General features: G+C 42.0%; 16 protein-coding genes, 1 tRNA gene, 1 other RNA gene and 1 other annotated feature. Of the genes, 5 read left to right on the plus strand and 13 right to left on the minus strand.

Going from position 1 to position 15,455, the window contains the following annotated elements:
• Positions 1-245 precede the first annotated feature (245 nt).
• From bofA to tadA, 7 genes are all read right to left on the minus strand, one after another.
• Positions 246-509: a sigma-K factor-processing regulator BofA gene (gene bofA / locus V6D41_RS21220; RefSeq protein WP_087992024.1), complete on the minus strand. Its 264-nt coding sequence runs from the start codon at positions 507-509 to the stop codon at positions 246-248.
• 66 nt (positions 510-575) lie between these two features.
• Positions 576-800, minus strand: a complete 225-nt coding sequence (locus tag V6D41_RS21225; protein ID WP_014112283.1) for a YaaL family protein — start codon at positions 798-800, stop codon at positions 576-578.
• A gap of 17 nt (positions 801-817) precedes the next feature.
• Entirely contained in the window at positions 818-1,414 is a 597-nt protein-coding gene (gene recR, locus V6D41_RS21230) for a recombination protein RecR (protein ID WP_148964517.1), read from the minus strand.
• A gap of 14 nt (positions 1,415-1,428) precedes the next feature.
• Positions 1,429-1,752 carry a YbaB/EbfC family nucleoid-associated protein gene (locus V6D41_RS21235; RefSeq protein ID WP_024713930.1) on the minus strand — a complete coding sequence of 108 codons (324 nt, stop codon included), beginning with the start codon at positions 1,750-1,752 and terminating at the stop codon, positions 1,429-1,431.
• A 23-nt stretch (positions 1,753-1,775) separates the two neighbouring features.
• Entirely contained in the window at positions 1,776-3,467 is a 1,692-nt protein-coding gene (dnaX, locus tag V6D41_RS21240; protein ID WP_333519549.1) for a DNA polymerase III subunit gamma/tau, read from the minus strand.
• A gap of 129 nt (positions 3,468-3,596) precedes the next feature.
• An RNA gene (gene ffs, locus V6D41_RS21245) (signal recognition particle sRNA large type) lies at positions 3,597-3,861 on the minus strand.
• 82 nt (positions 3,862-3,943) lie between these two features.
• Entirely contained in the window at positions 3,944-4,429 is a 486-nt protein-coding gene (gene tadA / locus V6D41_RS21250) for a tRNA adenosine(34) deaminase TadA (protein WP_148964519.1), read from the minus strand.
• Positions 4,430-4,514: 85 nt separating this feature from the next.
• Between tadA and V6D41_RS21255 the strand changes: the two genes are divergently transcribed.
• The 4 genes from V6D41_RS21255 to dck all read left to right on the plus strand — a co-directional run bounded on the left by V6D41_RS21255 (position 4,515) and on the right by dck (position 7,784).
• Entirely contained in the window at positions 4,515-5,060 is a 546-nt protein-coding gene (locus V6D41_RS21255) for an isochorismatase family cysteine hydrolase (RefSeq protein ID WP_333519550.1), read from the plus strand.
• A 69-nt stretch (positions 5,061-5,129) separates the two neighbouring features.
• A complete protein-coding gene (locus V6D41_RS21260; RefSeq protein WP_148964521.1) occupies positions 5,130-6,413 on the plus strand; it encodes a LysM peptidoglycan-binding domain-containing protein in 1,284 nt (427 codons plus the stop codon).
• Between the two features lie 97 nt (positions 6,414-6,510).
• The gene (dgk, locus tag V6D41_RS21265) at positions 6,511-7,134 is read left to right on the plus strand and encodes a deoxyguanosine kinase (RefSeq protein ID WP_333519551.1); all 624 of its coding nucleotides are present in this window, start codon (positions 6,511-6,513) and stop codon (positions 7,132-7,134) included.
• Positions 7,131-7,784 (plus strand): deoxyadenosine/deoxycytidine kinase, encoded by a 654-nt coding sequence (gene dck, locus V6D41_RS21270; RefSeq protein ID WP_333519552.1) that lies wholly within the window; start codon positions 7,131-7,133, stop codon positions 7,782-7,784. The genes dgk and dck overlap by 4 nt, the downstream gene beginning before the upstream one ends.
• A 111-nt stretch (positions 7,785-7,895) precedes the next feature.
• Here dck and V6D41_RS21275 read toward each other — a convergent pair.
• From V6D41_RS21275 to guaB, 6 genes are all read right to left on the minus strand, one after another.
• Positions 7,896-7,988 (minus strand) — tRNA-Ser (locus tag V6D41_RS21275).
• Between the two features lie 136 nt (positions 7,989-8,124).
• On the minus strand, positions 8,125-9,402 hold the full coding sequence (gene serS, locus V6D41_RS21280; protein WP_333519553.1) for a serine--tRNA ligase: 1,278 nt from the start codon (positions 9,400-9,402) through the stop codon (positions 8,125-8,127).
• Positions 9,403-9,457: 55 nt separating this feature from the next.
• Positions 9,458-9,670 (minus strand) — a binding site (T-box leader).
• Between the two features lie 52 nt (positions 9,671-9,722).
• A complete protein-coding gene (gene pdxT / locus V6D41_RS21285; RefSeq protein ID WP_333519554.1) occupies positions 9,723-10,313 on the minus strand; it encodes a pyridoxal 5'-phosphate synthase glutaminase subunit PdxT in 591 nt (196 codons plus the stop codon).
• 21 nt (positions 10,314-10,334) lie between these two features.
• Complete coding sequence (pdxS, locus tag V6D41_RS21290; protein WP_087992034.1) at positions 10,335-11,219, minus strand: pyridoxal 5'-phosphate synthase lyase subunit PdxS; 885 nt, start codon at positions 11,217-11,219, stop codon at positions 10,335-10,337.
• 196 nt (positions 11,220-11,415) lie between these two features.
• Entirely contained in the window at positions 11,416-12,747 is a 1,332-nt protein-coding gene (dacA, locus tag V6D41_RS21295; RefSeq protein WP_333519555.1) for a D-alanyl-D-alanine carboxypeptidase, read from the minus strand.
• Between the two features lie 152 nt (positions 12,748-12,899).
• Positions 12,900-14,366 (minus strand): IMP dehydrogenase, encoded by a 1,467-nt coding sequence (gene guaB / locus V6D41_RS21300; RefSeq protein WP_202329175.1) that lies wholly within the window; start codon positions 14,364-14,366, stop codon positions 12,900-12,902.
• A 120-nt stretch (positions 14,367-14,486) separates the two neighbouring features.
• Between guaB and V6D41_RS21305 the strand changes: the two genes are divergently transcribed.
• The gene (locus V6D41_RS21305) at positions 14,487-15,434 is read left to right on the plus strand and encodes a YaaC family protein (RefSeq protein ID WP_333519556.1); all 948 of its coding nucleotides are present in this window, start codon (positions 14,487-14,489) and stop codon (positions 15,432-15,434) included.
• The last annotated feature ends 21 nt before the right edge of the window (positions 15,435-15,455 follow it).

Genomic DNA, 15,455 nt, shown 5'->3' on the forward strand with positions numbered 1-15,455 from the left:
AGTAGTTTGACTGACTACGCACATTGCTGTGCGATTTATAAAAAAATGAATTAACAGGTACGTTTTGTCTTGTTTAGTTTTCAAAGAACTTTGTTATCGCTCTTAAGGCGACTTTATAATCATAACATTTCTTGTCGCTTTCGTCAATAACTTTTTTCAATAATTCCTTTTCAAAAAGCGAATCGTCATCAGCGACGTATACTAGAATAACACCTTCAATTATTAAAGTCAACATATAATATCATTTAAATAATAAATTGCTTAATAACGACTAATGCAGCTATTCCCGGTATTCCTAAAATCCCGCTGATGGCTGTTGTGACAAGATTAATCGGCACATGAATGCCAAGACTGCCGCCAAACATATTTACACAAACCAGCAGCAAAGCCCCCGCCACAAATTTAACAGCTGTGATGCCAATCCACTTTAAAGGCTTTCCAGCTGAACCTGATAAAAAAAGAAGAATAACCAGTCCTAAAATAATCCCTATAATAAAAATAGGCTCCATGAATCTTCTCATCTCCTTTGCTTGTTCTAGTACAAGCTTATGAGAAGACTCAGGAGTTTAGACCACTTACTTCCACCGGCTGATTTTTAAATTTCGCTGCTTTGCTTCCCTCAAGTAAAAAAAATACTTCGCTTCAGCTACTTTCAATTCGTATAACACTTCAGCTGACGGTTCTAAGCTTTTTTCAACCAGCTTTTTTTGCCTGTTCCATTCTTCCTTTTGCTTAAAAAGCTGCTCAATTAGTTTTTCATCAAACTCTCTTCTCAATGTTTTCTTGCGAAGAAAACCCATGGATCGCTTTTTCCTCCTTACAATTCACGTCTTCCTTCAAGTGCTTTAGAAAGAGTGACCTCATCAGCATATTCCAAATCGCCGCCGACGGGCAGTCCGTGGGCAATACGGGAGAGCTTAATACCAGACGGCTTCAAGAGCCTTGATATATACATCGCCGTTGCTTCCCCTTCTATATTAGGGTTTGTCGCGAGAATCACTTCTGTCACTTGATCATCCTGTAATCGTTTTAGCAATTCTGGTATTTTAATATCCTCCGGTCCGATGCCGTCCATTGGAGAAATGGCGCCGTGGAGAACATGATACTGTCCGTTGTATTCCTTCATTTTCTCCATAGCGATAACATCCTTAGGGTCTTGCACAACACAGATAACAGACTTATCCCTGCGCGCATCTTCGCAAATATAGCATGGGTCCTGATCTGTAATATGCCCGCAAACTGAACAATATGTCAGGTTGCGTTTCGCATTTACTAAGGCTTTCGCAAAATCTAATACCACATCTTCTTTCATACCTAGAACAAAAAAAGCCAGACGAACCGCTGTTTTCGGTCCGATCCCTGGCAATTTCATAAAGCTGTCAATCAGCTTTGATATTGGTTCAGGATATTGCATGTTCTTTTATCCCCCTAGAATAAACCTGGCATGTTCATTCCCTTTGTAAATTGACCCATTGTTTCGTTTGTGATCTCGTCAACTTTTTTCAAAGCTTCATTCGTTGCAGCAAGCACTAAATCTTGAAGCATATCGATATCTTCGGGATCAACGACTTCTTCTTTGATAATAACATCCAGGACTTCTTTTTGGCCGTTCACTTTTACTGTAACCATACCGCCGCCAGCAGTTCCTTCAACAACCTGTTCTGCAAGCTCTTCTTGAGCCTTCGCCATGTCCTTTTGCATTTTTTGCATTTGTTTCATCATTTTTTGCATATTTCCCATTCCGCCACGCATAGCATTCACTCTCTTTCATTTTGTTAGTCTTTTATTTCAATTAAATCCGCTCCGACAAGCTTTTTCGCCTCGGCAATAAGCGGGTCTTCTTCAGCTGGTTCATTTGACCCTTCATTTTCCTGCTGATGGTCCACTAAAAATTCTTCTCTTATTTTACCCCATTGTGCTTCTGGAACGCCAATCAAATCCATTCTTTTTCCGAGCATCGATTCTAAAATCTGTTCAAGATTGGTTCGGACTCCGTTGTTGTCCTCGGCGACCATTTTACAATGAATTTCAAATTTGAATTTCAGAACAAATGCCGCTGAGGCGGCAGCCACAGGTTCACTGTCATTCAGCAAAGCCGCATGCGAAACTTTGTTTTGCTGTTTGAGATGAGCAAGAAGCTTGCCCCAGCTGTTTTTGAGCTGATCAAGGTCCGGTCTCGTCGCTTCCTTTAGAATTTCGTGAATTCTGCCCACTGGCGCTTTGTAATTCGATTTCCCGCCCTTTGGCACACGCGGCGCTTCTTTTTTCGGGCTTTCCGCCGCTGCTTTAACGCCTGTTGTTTTAAGCCGCTCCACTTCCTGCTCGAGCTGCTGAATTTTATTCATCAGCATACCGACTTCTGGAAGGTCAGCTGTTGATTGATGAGACGTTTGGCAAATCTTCACCACCGCCACTTCAAAAAAGATACGGGGATGATTTGTCCATTTCATTTCCTGATGGCTCTTGTTCAGAATATCAATCATTTCATATATGGCCTGCGCCGGAATGTGTTCGCTGAGTCCCCGGAACGTTTCATCAACTTTTACTTTTTCGAGCACTCCTTCTAAACCTGGGGCTGTTTTGTACAGCAGCATGTCCCTGAAATAGAAAATCATATCCTCTATCAGCTTAGCCGGATCTTTCCCTTGCTGCAGCAGTTCGTTTAATGTTTCCAGTGCGTCAGAAACGTTTTTGTCGTGCAGGGACTGTGCAAGCTTTCCTATATTTAATTGAGAAACCGCCCCAGTAATTAGAAGCGCATCATCGACTTTGAGCTCGTCGCCACTGAATGATACGGCCTGATCAAGAAGGCTCAGGGCATCCCTCATCCCTCCGTCCGCAGCGCTCGCGATGATATCAAGTGATCCTTCTTCCACTTGCAGCTGTTCGGCATTAACAATTTTATTCATACACCCGACAATCGCTTGGGATGTAATTCGTTTAAAATCAAAACGCTGACATCTTGAGATAATGGTTAAAGGGATTTTGTGCGGTTCTGTTGTCGCTAAAATGAAAATACAATGCTCAGGCGGCTCTTCTAATGTTTTTAGTAACGCATTAAAGGCGCCGATAGAAAGCATATGTACCTCATCTATGATATATACCTTATATGTAACGGCCGATGGGGCAAACTTCACCTTATCACGAATATCACGAATCTCATCAACACCGTTATTAGATGCGGCGTCAATTTCTATGACATCGGATATGGACCCGTTTGTTATCCCTTTACAGGCCGCACATTCGTTGCATGGCTCATCAACAGGAGCATGTTCACAGTTGACAGCTTTGGCAAATATTTTGGCTGCACTGGTTTTTCCCGTTCCCCTTGGCCCGGAAAACAGATAGGCGTGAGAAAACTTTTTTTGCAAAAGGGCATTTTGCAGCGTTTTTGTAATGTGATCTTGTCCAACCACATCTTCAAAGCGCTGAGGCCTGAATACTCGATATAAAGCTTGGTAACTCACGGGTTTGCCCTCCTCCGTTATTCATCAATCCCATTATACATGAACCTTGTTTCGATTCCAAAAGCTCTTTTCACATAACAAAAAACTCACCTAATAATAGGTGAGTCTGAAAATTTGATGATTGATTTACCGTGCACCTTCTGTCGATTCGCTACCCTAAGCGTTACTTAAGCAGTTAGCTCGGCCCAGGCAACCCTGCGGCACATGAGAGGTTTCACTTAATGCTGCTTCCTTCCGGACCTGACATGGTTCATGAATTCCCATTGCGCAGGACCCAAACGTCAACACCACTTACTTAAGGCAGACCTTAAAGTAAACGAACCTCGAGAAGGGGTTCGGCCCTGCTAGAGCGGATTGCAGGTACAGGGCACCGCTACCTCCCCGCTTAGCACGGCAAAATAAATATCAAATTTTTCCCCGCATCTATCGCGATGCATACATAAGTATATCGTTTCCCCCTAAAAATTGCAACCGGACTACTCAGACAAGTTTTTCCTAAAAGCTTTCTTCTTTTTTCGCAGTTCTCTAAAAAACGAACTGAGCATTTCTCCGCATTCCTCCTCAAGCACCCCGCTCACCACTTCAGCCTGGTGGTTAAAGCGTTCTTCCTGTAAAAGATTCATAAGCGTGCCTGAACAGCCGCCTTTAGGGTCAAATGCACCAAATACCACTTTTTCCACTCGCGAAAGCACGACGGCACCGGCACACATCGGACAAGGCTCAAGTGTCACATAAAGGGTCGCACCCTCCAGCCGCCACGTTCCCAGCGTCTTACACGCTTCATCAATCACAAGCATTTCCGCATGAGCGATTGACCGCTGCTCCGTCTCTCTTAAATTATGTGCACGCGATACAATTTCATCATTCATGACAAGCACTGCGCCGATTGGCACTTCACCTTTCTCTTCAGCTTTTTTCGCTTCTTTAATTGCTTCTTTCATATAAAGTTCATCTTGTGTCATAAGGGTAAGCTCTCTTTTCAAAGTTTTTTCATTGCCTAAAAAGGCTACATATTCACTATAACTAAAACGGAAAGGAGACTGTCGATTGTCCAAAGCAGACACAGCTCTTCTCATTGTAGACATAATCAATAATTTTGAATTCGATATGGGGGAAAGCCTCGCTAAAAAAACAGAAAAAATCGTTCCTCACATTTTATCATTAAAGGAGCATGCGAGACAAAATGACTGGCCGATTATTTACATTAATGATCATTACGGACTTTGGCAAGCTGATATTAAAAATATTCAGCAAGAATGCACAAATGAAAGAAGCAAAGATATCATCAGACAAATAGCTCCGGAAGATGCCGATTATTTTTTAATCAAGCCGAAGCATTCCGCCTTTTACGAAACAGCCCTTCACACTCTCCTTACCGAATTGCAGGTGGAGCATATTATCTTAACAGGTATAGCCGGGAACATATGCGTGCTGTTTACCGCTAATGACGCTTACATGAGGGAATACAGCATCACGATTCCTAAAGACTGCATCGCCTCAAATCGTGATGAAGACAACGAATTTGCCTTAACCATGATGGAGAATGTTCTTTTCGCGGAAATTACGGCAGAGAAACAAATTACAGAAAAATAAACATGATCAGCGCTTTTCTTTCATACATTGATAGCGATATGAAAGGAGGCGTTTTTCATTCAAATTTATGTGGTGAAACAAGGCGACACTCTTTCTGCTATCGCTTCACAATACAGAACAACTGTAAGTGAAATCGCAGAAACGAATGAAATACCGAATCCCGACAGCCTTGTTGTCGGACAAACCATTGTCATTCCAATAGCCGGCCAGTTCTATGATGTTCAACAAGGTGATACCCTGACGTCCATCGCGCGGCGGTTCAATACTACAGCTGCCGAGCTTGCCAGGATTAACCGCATCCAGTTAAATGCCGTGCTGCAGATTGGTTTCCGTTTATACATTCCACCCATTCCTAAACGAGACATCGAGTCAAATGCTTATCTGGAACCACGCGGAAATCAAATCAGTGAAAATCTTCAGCAGGCGGCCCGGGAAGCGTCACCCTACTTAACGTACCTTGGCGCATTCAGTTTTCAGGCACAGCGTGACGGGACCTTAGTCGCCCCGCCTTTAACGAATTTAAGAAGCATTACAGAGAATCAAAACACGACATTGATGATGATTATAACGAACCTTGAAAATCAGGCATTCAGCGATGAGCTCGGACGGATCATCTTAAACGACAATACTGTGAAAAGAAGACTTTTAAATGAAATAGTCGAGAATGCCAGAAGATATGGGTTCTATGATATTCATTTTGACTTTGAATATTTGCGGCCTCAGGATAGAGAAGCCTATAATCAATTTCTCCGTGAAGCAAGGGATCTTTTCCACCGAGAAGGTTTTGAAATTTCTACTGCGCTCGCCCCTAAAACAAGCGCAACACAGCAAGGCAGATGGTACGAAGCTCATGATTACAGGGCACATGGCCAAATTGTTGACTTTGTTGTTCTCATGACATATGAATGGGGCTACAGCGGAGGCCCGGCTCAAGCCGTTTCTCCAATCGGTCCTGTTAGAGATGTTATCGAATATGCTTTGACTGAAATGCCTGCAAATAAAATTGTCATGGGCCAGAATTTATATGGGTATGACTGGACGCTACCATATACAGCAGGAGGACCCCTAGCAAAAGCCATCAGCCCTCAGCAAGCCCTTGTCATTGCCGCTCAAAACAACGCAGCCATCCAGTATGACCAAACAGCTCAAGCGCCTTTCTTCCGCTATACTGATGCAGAAAACAAAAGGCACGAGGTATGGTTCGAGGATGCCCGCTCGATCCAAGCAAAATTCAATCTGATTAAAGAGCTGAATTTAAGAGGCATCAGCTATTGGAAACTGGGTCTTTCCTTCCCGCAAAACTGGCTGCTGCTGTCTGATCAATTTAATATTGTCAAAAAGACGTTTCGATAATTTAGAAACGTCTTTTTTCATGGGGGCACCCAAGGGTTGTGATACAATATGAAGGTCGGCAACTGACGAACGTTTTTCAGAAATAAGGAGGATTCCGATGAATACAGCCCCTTTTATTGCAATAGAAGGTCCTATCGGGGCAGGAAAAACAACCCTCGCAACGATGCTCTCACAAGAGCTCGAAATCCCTATGATCAATGAGATTGTTGAGGATAACCCGTACCTTGATAAGTTTTATGACAATATAGAGGAATGGAGCTTCCAGCTTGAGATGTTTTTTCTTTGTCACAGATACAAACAGCTTGAAGACACCACTGATTACTTTTTAAAGAAGGGACAGCCTGTGATAGCTGATTATCACATTTATAAAAATGTGATTTTTGCGGAACGCACCCTCTCTCAACATCAGTTGGAAAAATATAAAAAGATTTATCGCCTGCTAACAGATGATCTGCAAAAGCCGAATTTTATCATTTACATAAAGGCTAGTCTGCCCACACTGTTACACCGCATTGAAAAACGCGGACGCCCCTTTGAGAAAAAAATTGAAACAAGCTATTTGGAGCAGCTGATCGCAGATTATGAAGTCGCCATCAAACAGCTGCAGGAAGCAGATCCTGAACTTACAGTTGTAACGATAGATGGCGATTCAAAAGACTTTGTTTTGAATAAGAGCGACTTTGAACGCATTGCCGCCCATGTAAAGGAGCTTATCGTATGAAGGTACATCATATCCCTGAAAATTCAATTATCACAGTAGCAGGAACAGTAGGTGTCGGAAAATCGACTTTAACAAAAGCTTTGGCTAAACGGCTTGGATTTAAGACCTCTCTGGAGGAAGTCGATCATAATCCATACTTAGAAAAGTTCTATCATGATTTTGAACGTTGGAGCTTTCACCTGCAAATCTATTTCTTAGCTGAACGCTTCAAAGAACAGAAAACGATTTTTGAAGCCGGCGGAGGATTTGTACAGGATCGTTCTATTTATGAAGACACAGGAATATTCGCGAAAATGCATGCTGACAAAGGGACTATGTCAAAGATTGATTACAAAACCTACACAAGCCTTTTCGAAGCAATGGTCATGACACCGTATTTCCCACACCCTGATGTATTGATCTATTTAGAAGGAGATCTGGAGAACATTTTAAACCGGATTGAAGAACGGGGCCGTGAAATGGAGCTTCAGACAAGCCGGTCTTATTGGGAAGAAATGCATACGCGTTATGAAAATTGGATAAGCGGTTTTAATGCCTGCCCTGTTTTAAAGCTTCGCATTGAGGATTATGATTTGCTGAACGACGAAAGCTCAATTGAAAACATTGTAAATCAAATCGCTTCAGCTATTCATGAAAATCAAAAAAAGTGAATCTCAGTTGAGATTCACTTTTTCATTATAATAAAAAATCCGTTGCAACGAACGCAACGGACAAAACAATCTCCAATATATGCTTGTGTTTCATTAGAATTAAAATCAATATGGCGGAGGAAGAGGGATTCGAACCCCCGCGGGCTTTGACACCCCTGTCGGTTTTCAAGACCGATCCCTTCAGCCGGACTTGGGTATTCCTCCGTATCGACAAGACTTAATATATCATGAATGTTCTTATATGGTCAAGCATTTTTAAAAACTTTTTTCTCACTTTTATAAAATGTCCTGTTTACACAGGCAAAAAGGCGCACCTTGTCAGGCGCACCTTTTCATTATTTTATGGTTTCATTACTTCTTTATTCCCCATATAAGGGCGAAGTACTTTCGGAATTACAACGCTTCCGTCTTCCTGCTGATAATTTTCTAAGATAGCGGCAACTGTTCTTCCAACCGCCAGACCTGAACCGTTCAGTGTGTGTACATGCTCAGGCTTGCCTTTCGCTTCACGTCTGAAACGAATGTTCGCACGTCTTGCCTGAAACGCTTCGAAGTTGCTGCAAGAAGAGATTTCACGATATGTGTCTTGGCTTGGGATCCAAACTTCGATATCGTATTTTTTTGCCGCCGTAAAACCTAGATCACCCGTACACATGCTCATGACACGGTATGGAAGCTCGAGCAGCTGAAGAACTCGTTCTGCTTGGTTTGTAAGCTTCTCTAATTCTTCATAAGAATCTTCAGGCTTCACAAACTTCACAAGCTCAACTTTATTAAATTGGTGCTGACGGATTAATCCGCGTGTATCACGCCCTGCTGAACCAGCTTCAGAACGGAAGCAGGCACTGAATGCCGCATAGTTAATCGGCAGGCTGTCACCTGAAAGAATTTCATCGCGATGCATGTTTGTAATCGGTACTTCCGCGGTCGGAATTAAGAAGTAATCTTCTTCTCTGATTTTAAATGCATCCTCTTCGAATTTAGGGAGCTGGCCCGTTCCTGTCATGCTTGCGCGGTTTACCATATAAGGCGGAATCACTTCAGTATAGTTATACTCATCTACATGCAAATCAAGCATAAAGTTATAAAGTGCACGCTCCAGACGGGCACCTAACCCTTTATAGAAAACGAAACGGCTTCCTGTTACTTTTGAAGCACGTTCAAAATCAAGGATACTCAGCTCATCTGCAATATCCCAGTGCGGCTTCGCCTCGTAATCAAATGAAGGCTTTTCACCCCATTGACGTACTTCTATGTTGTCGTCTTCTGTTTCACCTACAGGAACAGACTCATGCGGAATGTTTGGGATTGAAAGGAGAATGGTATCAAGCTCAGATTCCACTGTTCTTAATTCTTCATCAAGCTTTTTAATCTCCTCACCGACTTCACGCATTTCTTTAATGATGTGATCCGCGTCTTTTTTCTCACGTTTCAGCACAGCAACTTGCTGAGATACTTCATTCCGTTTTCCCTTTAATTCTTCAACTTTACCGATAAGATCTCTTCGTCTATCGTCCAGCGTCTCAAACTTATCAAAATCAGTTAAGTCTTCGCCTTTGTGTACAAGCTTTGCTTTAATATCTTGAAAATTTGCTCTCAGCATTTTTGTATCAAGCATGCGAAACACTCCTTTTTATAAAATTTGTCGAAAATAAAAAGAGCCCTCATCCCCATAAAGGGACGAGAGCTCTCGCGTTGCCACCCTGATTGAAAACAAGCCAAAGACTCGTTTACCACTTTCAAACATAACGGTTATCCCGTAAATGCCTACTTGTTTCAGCATTTCGCTCAAGGATGGATTCAGACAGCATCTTTCACCGATTCACACCAACCATCGGCTCTCTTGGAAAGAGAGGCTTCCTACTAGTTCCTGTCAACGCTTTTCGATCTTTATTTGTGCTTATAATGTACTATAAGTTTCCACAGCTTTCAACTGTTTTATACAAGTGCTTTCTGCTTGTATTCCTCTACCATTTGAACAAATAACTGTGTCACTCGGTGATCATCTGTCAGCTCCGGATGGAATGAGCAGCCTAGTAATTGATCCTGTTTAGCGGCTACAATACGGCCATTATGTTCCGAAAGAACTTCAACATTTTCACCAGCTTCTAAAATATGTGGCGCGCGGATGAATACCCCTGTAAAAGGCTCGTCCAGGCCTGTGATTGTTAAATCAGCTTCAAAACTGTCAACCTGCCGGCCAAACGAATTGCGTTCAACAACCACATTCAGAAGACCTAAATGAGGATTATCTGAACCAGCAATTTCTTTTGCTAATATAATTAATCCGGCGCATGTCCCGAACATCGGTTTTCCTTGAGCAGCAAATTCACGAAGCGGCTCCATGAATTGATATGTATCAATCAAACGCCGCATCGTTGTGCTCTCACCACCAGGCAAAATCAGCCCGTCAATGTCATTCAGCTGCTCCGGACGTTTAACGACAAGACCAGCCGCGCCGCATGCTTCAATTGCACGGATATGCTCTCTAACTGCTCCTTGAAGTCCTAGTACTCCTATTGTTAACATGTCAGCAGCGCTCCTATATTCCTACCAGCCGCGTTCTTGCATGCGCTGTTCTGGAAGTAAGTTTGAGATTTCAATCCCTTTCATTGCGGTACCAAGATCTTTAGAAAGCTCAGCGATCAATTTGTAATCAGTGTAGTGAGTTGTTGCTTCCACAATGGCTTTCGCAAATTTAGCAGGATTGTCTGATTTGAAAATACCAGAGCCAACAAATACTCCGTCAGCACCAAGCTGCATCATGAGAGCAGCATCAGCAGGAGTTGCTACGCCGCCAGCAGCAAAGTTTACGACAGGAAGCTTGCCGTCTTTTTTAATTTGCAGGAGAAGCTCGTAAGGAGCACCTAAGTTTTTCGCTTCTGTCATTAGTTCATCATCACTCATCGCAACTACTTTACGCACTTGAGCATTTACTTTGCGCATATGGCGAACAGCCTCAACAATATTTCCTGTTCCAGGTTCACCTTTCGTACGAAGCATAGAAGCACCTTCAGCAATACGGCGTGTTGCTTCACCAAGATCACGGCAGCCGCAGACGAAAGGAACTTTGTATTCATTTTTATTTAAATGAAATTCCTCGTCAGCCGGAGTCAGAACTTCACTTTCATCAATATAGTCAACACCCATAGCTTCAAGCACACGCGCTTCAACAATATGTCCGATACGCGCTTTCGCCATTACCGGGATAGATACTGCATTCATTACTTCTTCCACGATTGTAGGGTCAGCCATACGGGCAACTCCCCCAGCCGCGCGAATATCAGCTGGTACTCGCTCCAGCGCCATTACAGCGACAGCTCCAGCCTCTTCAGCAATTTTCGCTTGTTCCGCATTGATGACGTCCATGATGACGCCGCCCTTTTGCATTTCTGCCATTCCGCGTTTTACACGTTCAGTACCTGTTTGAGCCATTTCTTGGTCCCCCTAATCAAGGTATAGTTATATGATTTCTAGTCCTTATTGTATCCTAGAAATCCAATAATTCATATGGATATATATCATTTTATTCGGTTTTAAGCGCTTTGAAAATCATTTTTTATTAAAAATTGGGTTTTTTCAGTATATTAAGCGAAAGAGCCCTAACGTGAATCAGAGCTCTTTCAATTGATTAAAACCAGCCGGTTACCGTATCAACAATACTTCCCCAAATGCCGGCGAAAAATCCGCCGATACTGCGCATTGTCAAAACAAACCAGTTTGCTTTTTCTACTTTTTCTTTTGTAACAAGGTCTACGCCGGCCAGATTGCTGTTAAGGAATCCGTAATCCTTTTCATGACCTGTATATTCCGCAGTCAGTTGCCCAACCTTCGTTCCTTTTTTCACAGGGGCAGTTAGCGTATCTTTATTTAATGTGACCTTCGCTTTGTAATTCTTTTCTTCACCATTTTTGACAGGAAGAGAGAATGCTTTGTTTGTCACAATGGCTGTTTCTTTCTCTTTACCCTTATCAACTGAAACTGTTTTATGGCCCTTTACTTGATCGCCTTCAGCGTACATTTCTTTCATGGAGAAATTGTCGAAGGCATAATCGAACATTTTTTTGGTCTCATCGAAACGGCCTGTATGAAGGTTGCCCTTTGCGTTCAATACAACAGTAATGACACGCATTCCGTTGAGTTCGGCTGTTCCTGTGAAGCATGAACCCGCAGAGTCGGTAGAACCTGTTTTCAGACCATCTACAGTCGCTTTTTTATACTCGCTGACGAGCCCTTTCAGCATGAAGTTCCAGTTGGGCATGTCCATTTCATCATCGGTGCCCTCTCTGAACTTCGTTTTGGCGATATTGGAAGTCTCGAGAACCTCAGGGTAGTCAGTAATCAAGTGATCTGCAAGAATCGCCATATCCTTAGCAGAAACTTCACTTTCTTCATCTGCGCTTGTCCCCTCGGGCTGATGCCCGTGAAGATCTTTGTTTTCAAGACCTGTTGCGTTAACAAATTTGTAATCTGTTAAGCCAAGTTCTTTCGCTTTTGCATTCATTTTTTTCACAAATTCAGTTTCAGAACCCGCAACGATTTCTGCAATCCCAATAGCGGCAGCATTTGCAGAATAAATTGCTGTAGCTTGATATAGTTCTTTTACTGTGTATTTCCCGTCCTTACGAAGTGGGACGTTTGATAAGCTGTTATCTTGGGAAATCTCATACACATAGTCATCAGGTGTATAGGTTTGGTCCCATTTCACTTTACCTTCATCAATTGCTTCTAGTAACAGATACTCTGTCATCATCTTTGTCATACTGGCAATTGGCAGTCTCTTATCTGCATTTTTACTGTACAGAATTTTACCTGAAGAAGCTTCGATCATAATAGCAGCTGCTGCATGGATATCAATTGGATCACTGGCTGCTTTTGCTTTTGACATTGGAGCCAAACAAGTGACAGCTAGTGTTAATACAACCAATGACATCAATAGCTGTTTACATTTCATGATGTTCAATCGTACGACCTCCGTATTTCATTTTCTTCATCTATAATTAAGCCGTTAAGGACATTTTCAACGCACAACAGTATAAATTTTATCATAATCAGTATAAAAAAAATAGACAGAGTCAGAGACCCTGTCAAATGTTTTTAATTTGTAACAATTTATTAAGAAATTGTATAGTTCGGTGATTCTTTTGTAATCTGCACGTCATGCGGATGGCTTTCACGAAGTCCTGCGCCAGTCATGCGAATGAACTGAGCTTCTTCTCTTAAAGCGTGAAGATCTTTGGACCCGCAATATCCCATCCCGGAACGAAGACCGCCGACTAGCTGATAAACTGTTTCTTCAACTGGTCCTTTGTAAGGTGTGCGTCCTTCAATTCCTTCAGGAACGAATTTTTTGTTTTCTTCTTGGAAGTAACGGTCTTTACTTCCTTTTTCCATTGCAGCAACTGACCCCATACCGCGGTATACTTTAAATCTTCTGCCTTGGTAGATTTCAGTTTCTCCTGGACTTTCTGACGTACCTGCAAGCAAGCTTCCAAGCATAACAGCATGTCCACCGGCTGCCAATGCTTTCGTGATATCACCAGAGAATTTAATTCCACCGTCTGCGATGATTGTTTTGCCATGCATTCTTGCTTCAGACGCACAATCATAAATTGCTGTAATTTGCGGAACACCCACACCTGCTACCACGCGTGTTGTACAAATTGAACCAGGTCCGATTCCAACTTTGACAACATCTACTCCAGCCTCGATAAGGGCTCTCGTCGCTTCAGCTGTTGCAACGTTTCCAGCAATAATGTTTAATTCAGGATATGTTTCACGGATTTTTGTTACTGTGTTTAATACGCCTTGAGAATGTCCGTGAGCTGTATCAATAACTATAACATCGACATTAGCTTCGACAAGCTTTTTGACACGAGTCATTGTGTCGCCGGTTACACCAACTGCCGCGCCAACGATCAGACGGCCGTGAACGTCTTTAGATGAGTTCGGGAACTCAATGACTTTTTCAATGTCTTTGATTGTGATTAGACCTTTTAATTTATTCTGGTCATCAACGAGAGGAAGCTTTTCAATTTTATGTTTCTGCAAAATCTTTTCAGCTTCATCAAGAGTCGTTCCTACAGGTGCAGTAACAAGCTCTTCTTTCGTCATGACATCGCTGATTTTCATTGAGTAGTCAGAAATAAAACGAAGATCACGGTTTGTAATAATTCCGACAAGCTTTTGGTCTTCTTCGTTATCTACAATCGGAACACCGGAAATTCTGTATTTCCCCATCAAGTGCTCTGCATCAAATACTTGGTGATCAGGAGTTAAAAAGAAGGGATTTGTGATAACGCCGCGTTCAGAACGCTTTACTTTATCAACTTGTTCAGCCTGTTGTTCAATGGACATGTTTTTATGAATGATGCCCAAGCCGCCCTGTCTAGCCATTGCAATTGCCATTGCTGATTCTGTTACAGTGTCCATACCTGCGCTGATGACAGGAATATTCAGCTTTAACGTTTTTGTTAGTTCTACAGATAAATCCACATCACGCGGAAGTACCTCTGACTTAGCTGGCAGAAGCAGCACATCGTCGAACGTTAAGCCTTCTTTTGAAAATTTACTTTCCCACATTAGTAAATCCCCCTCTTTTCGGCAAAATATTATATGTAGATTATCAACTAGCCAAGAGCATGTCAAGGAAGCGGGAAAGAGTTGAAATATTTAGATAATAGAAAGGATTAAGAAATACATATGACATATCATAAGTGGAAAGACTTAGCGCTATTTTACTCAGTTGAATCAACCCAGAAATTTCTAGAAAAGACTTATACCTTAAACGGTATTGACGAAGCGAAAAAAAACGCTTTCAAAAACAGCGAACGGTTTATTTATTTCTTAAAGCATGCCGAATCGTTTTATAAACAAGCCTCATATTCCCCTTTAGAAATCAAGCCGATTCTTTTATTTTACGGAATGGCACAGCTTATCAAGGCATGTCTAATTACACGGGATCCTCATTATCCAAGCCATGCATCAGTACTGGCACACGGCGTAACAACAAGAAAGCGAAAGAAACAGAATTATTGTTTTGGTGACGATGAAGTAAAAATACAACGAAACGGCCTATGCATACACTTCATGAAACACTTATTCGGGCAATCCGATATTGTAGATGAAAGATATACCATGAGAAAACTGCTGATGGCGATTCCAGAACTAAGTGATGCTTTCTATTTTCAGCAGAAAGAACGTTTTATGACAAAAGTAGAAAAGGATAAGGACAGGATTTCTGTACCAGAGGAGGCGGTCATCAATTATAAAATGTCTGATTCAAGATTTGCCGAATATATGTCCCATCATTTTCAATGGTCGTTTACAAAGAAAAATGAACACGAGCTGCAGTTTGACATTTCACCGCAAGACACGAAGCCATGGACATCAATCAGTTTGTTATATGACATGGGAAAGAACCAATATTATATCCCTTCTCAAAGGGAGCAATTTCTAAGACTTCCTGAAATGGCCATTCATTATTTAATTTTGTACAACATAGGGATGATTGCGAGATATGAGACGGAGTGGTGGTATGAGCTGTTAACCCAGCATATAAGTGATGATTACGTACTAATTCAGCAGTTTTTATTAGTGACTGAAAACAAATTCCCGAAATACGCTTTACAATTTCTTCTTCATTGTTGATAAACAAAAAACCCAGCTCAA

It is taken from the genome of Bacillus sp. 0102A (assembly GCF_036765155.1).
Lineage (GTDB): Bacteria > Bacillota > Bacilli > Bacillales > Bacillaceae > Bacillus > Bacillus subtilis_G.

Bases quoted from the DNA above. Each gene is read 5' to 3' on its own strand.
- guaB (WP_202329175.1), bottom strand. From the start codon at position 14,366: ATGTGGGAAAGTAAATTTTCAAAAGAAGGCTTAACGTTCGACGATGTG.
- tadA (WP_148964519.1), bottom strand. From the start codon at position 4,429: ATGACACAAGATGAACTTTATATGAAAGAAGCAATTAAAGAAGCGAAA.
- pdxS (WP_087992034.1), bottom strand. From the start codon at position 11,219: ATGGCTCAAACAGGTACTGAACGTGTAAAACGCGGAATGGCAGAAATG.
- pdxT (WP_333519554.1), bottom strand. From the start codon at position 10,313: ATGTTAACAATAGGAGTACTAGGACTTCAAGGAGCAGTTAGAGAGCAT.
- V6D41_RS21225 (WP_014112283.1), bottom strand. From the start codon at position 800: ATGGGTTTTCTTCGCAAGAAAACATTGAGAAGAGAGTTTGATGAAAAA.
- recR (WP_148964517.1), bottom strand. From the start codon at position 1,414: ATGCAATATCCTGAACCAATATCAAAGCTGATTGACAGCTTTATGAAA.
- V6D41_RS21305 (WP_333519556.1), top strand. From the start codon at position 14,487: ATGACATATCATAAGTGGAAAGACTTAGCGCTATTTTACTCAGTTGAA.
- bofA (WP_087992024.1), bottom strand. From the start codon at position 509: ATGGAGCCTATTTTTATTATAGGGATTATTTTAGGACTGGTTATTCTT.
- V6D41_RS21235 (WP_024713930.1), bottom strand. From the start codon at position 1,752: ATGCGTGGCGGAATGGGAAATATGCAAAAAATGATGAAACAAATGCAA.
- dgk (WP_333519551.1), top strand. From the start codon at position 6,511: ATGAATACAGCCCCTTTTATTGCAATAGAAGGTCCTATCGGGGCAGGA.
- dck (WP_333519552.1), top strand. From the start codon at position 7,131: ATGAAGGTACATCATATCCCTGAAAATTCAATTATCACAGTAGCAGGA.
- serS (WP_333519553.1), bottom strand. From the start codon at position 9,402: ATGCTTGATACAAAAATGCTGAGAGCAAATTTTCAAGATATTAAAGCA.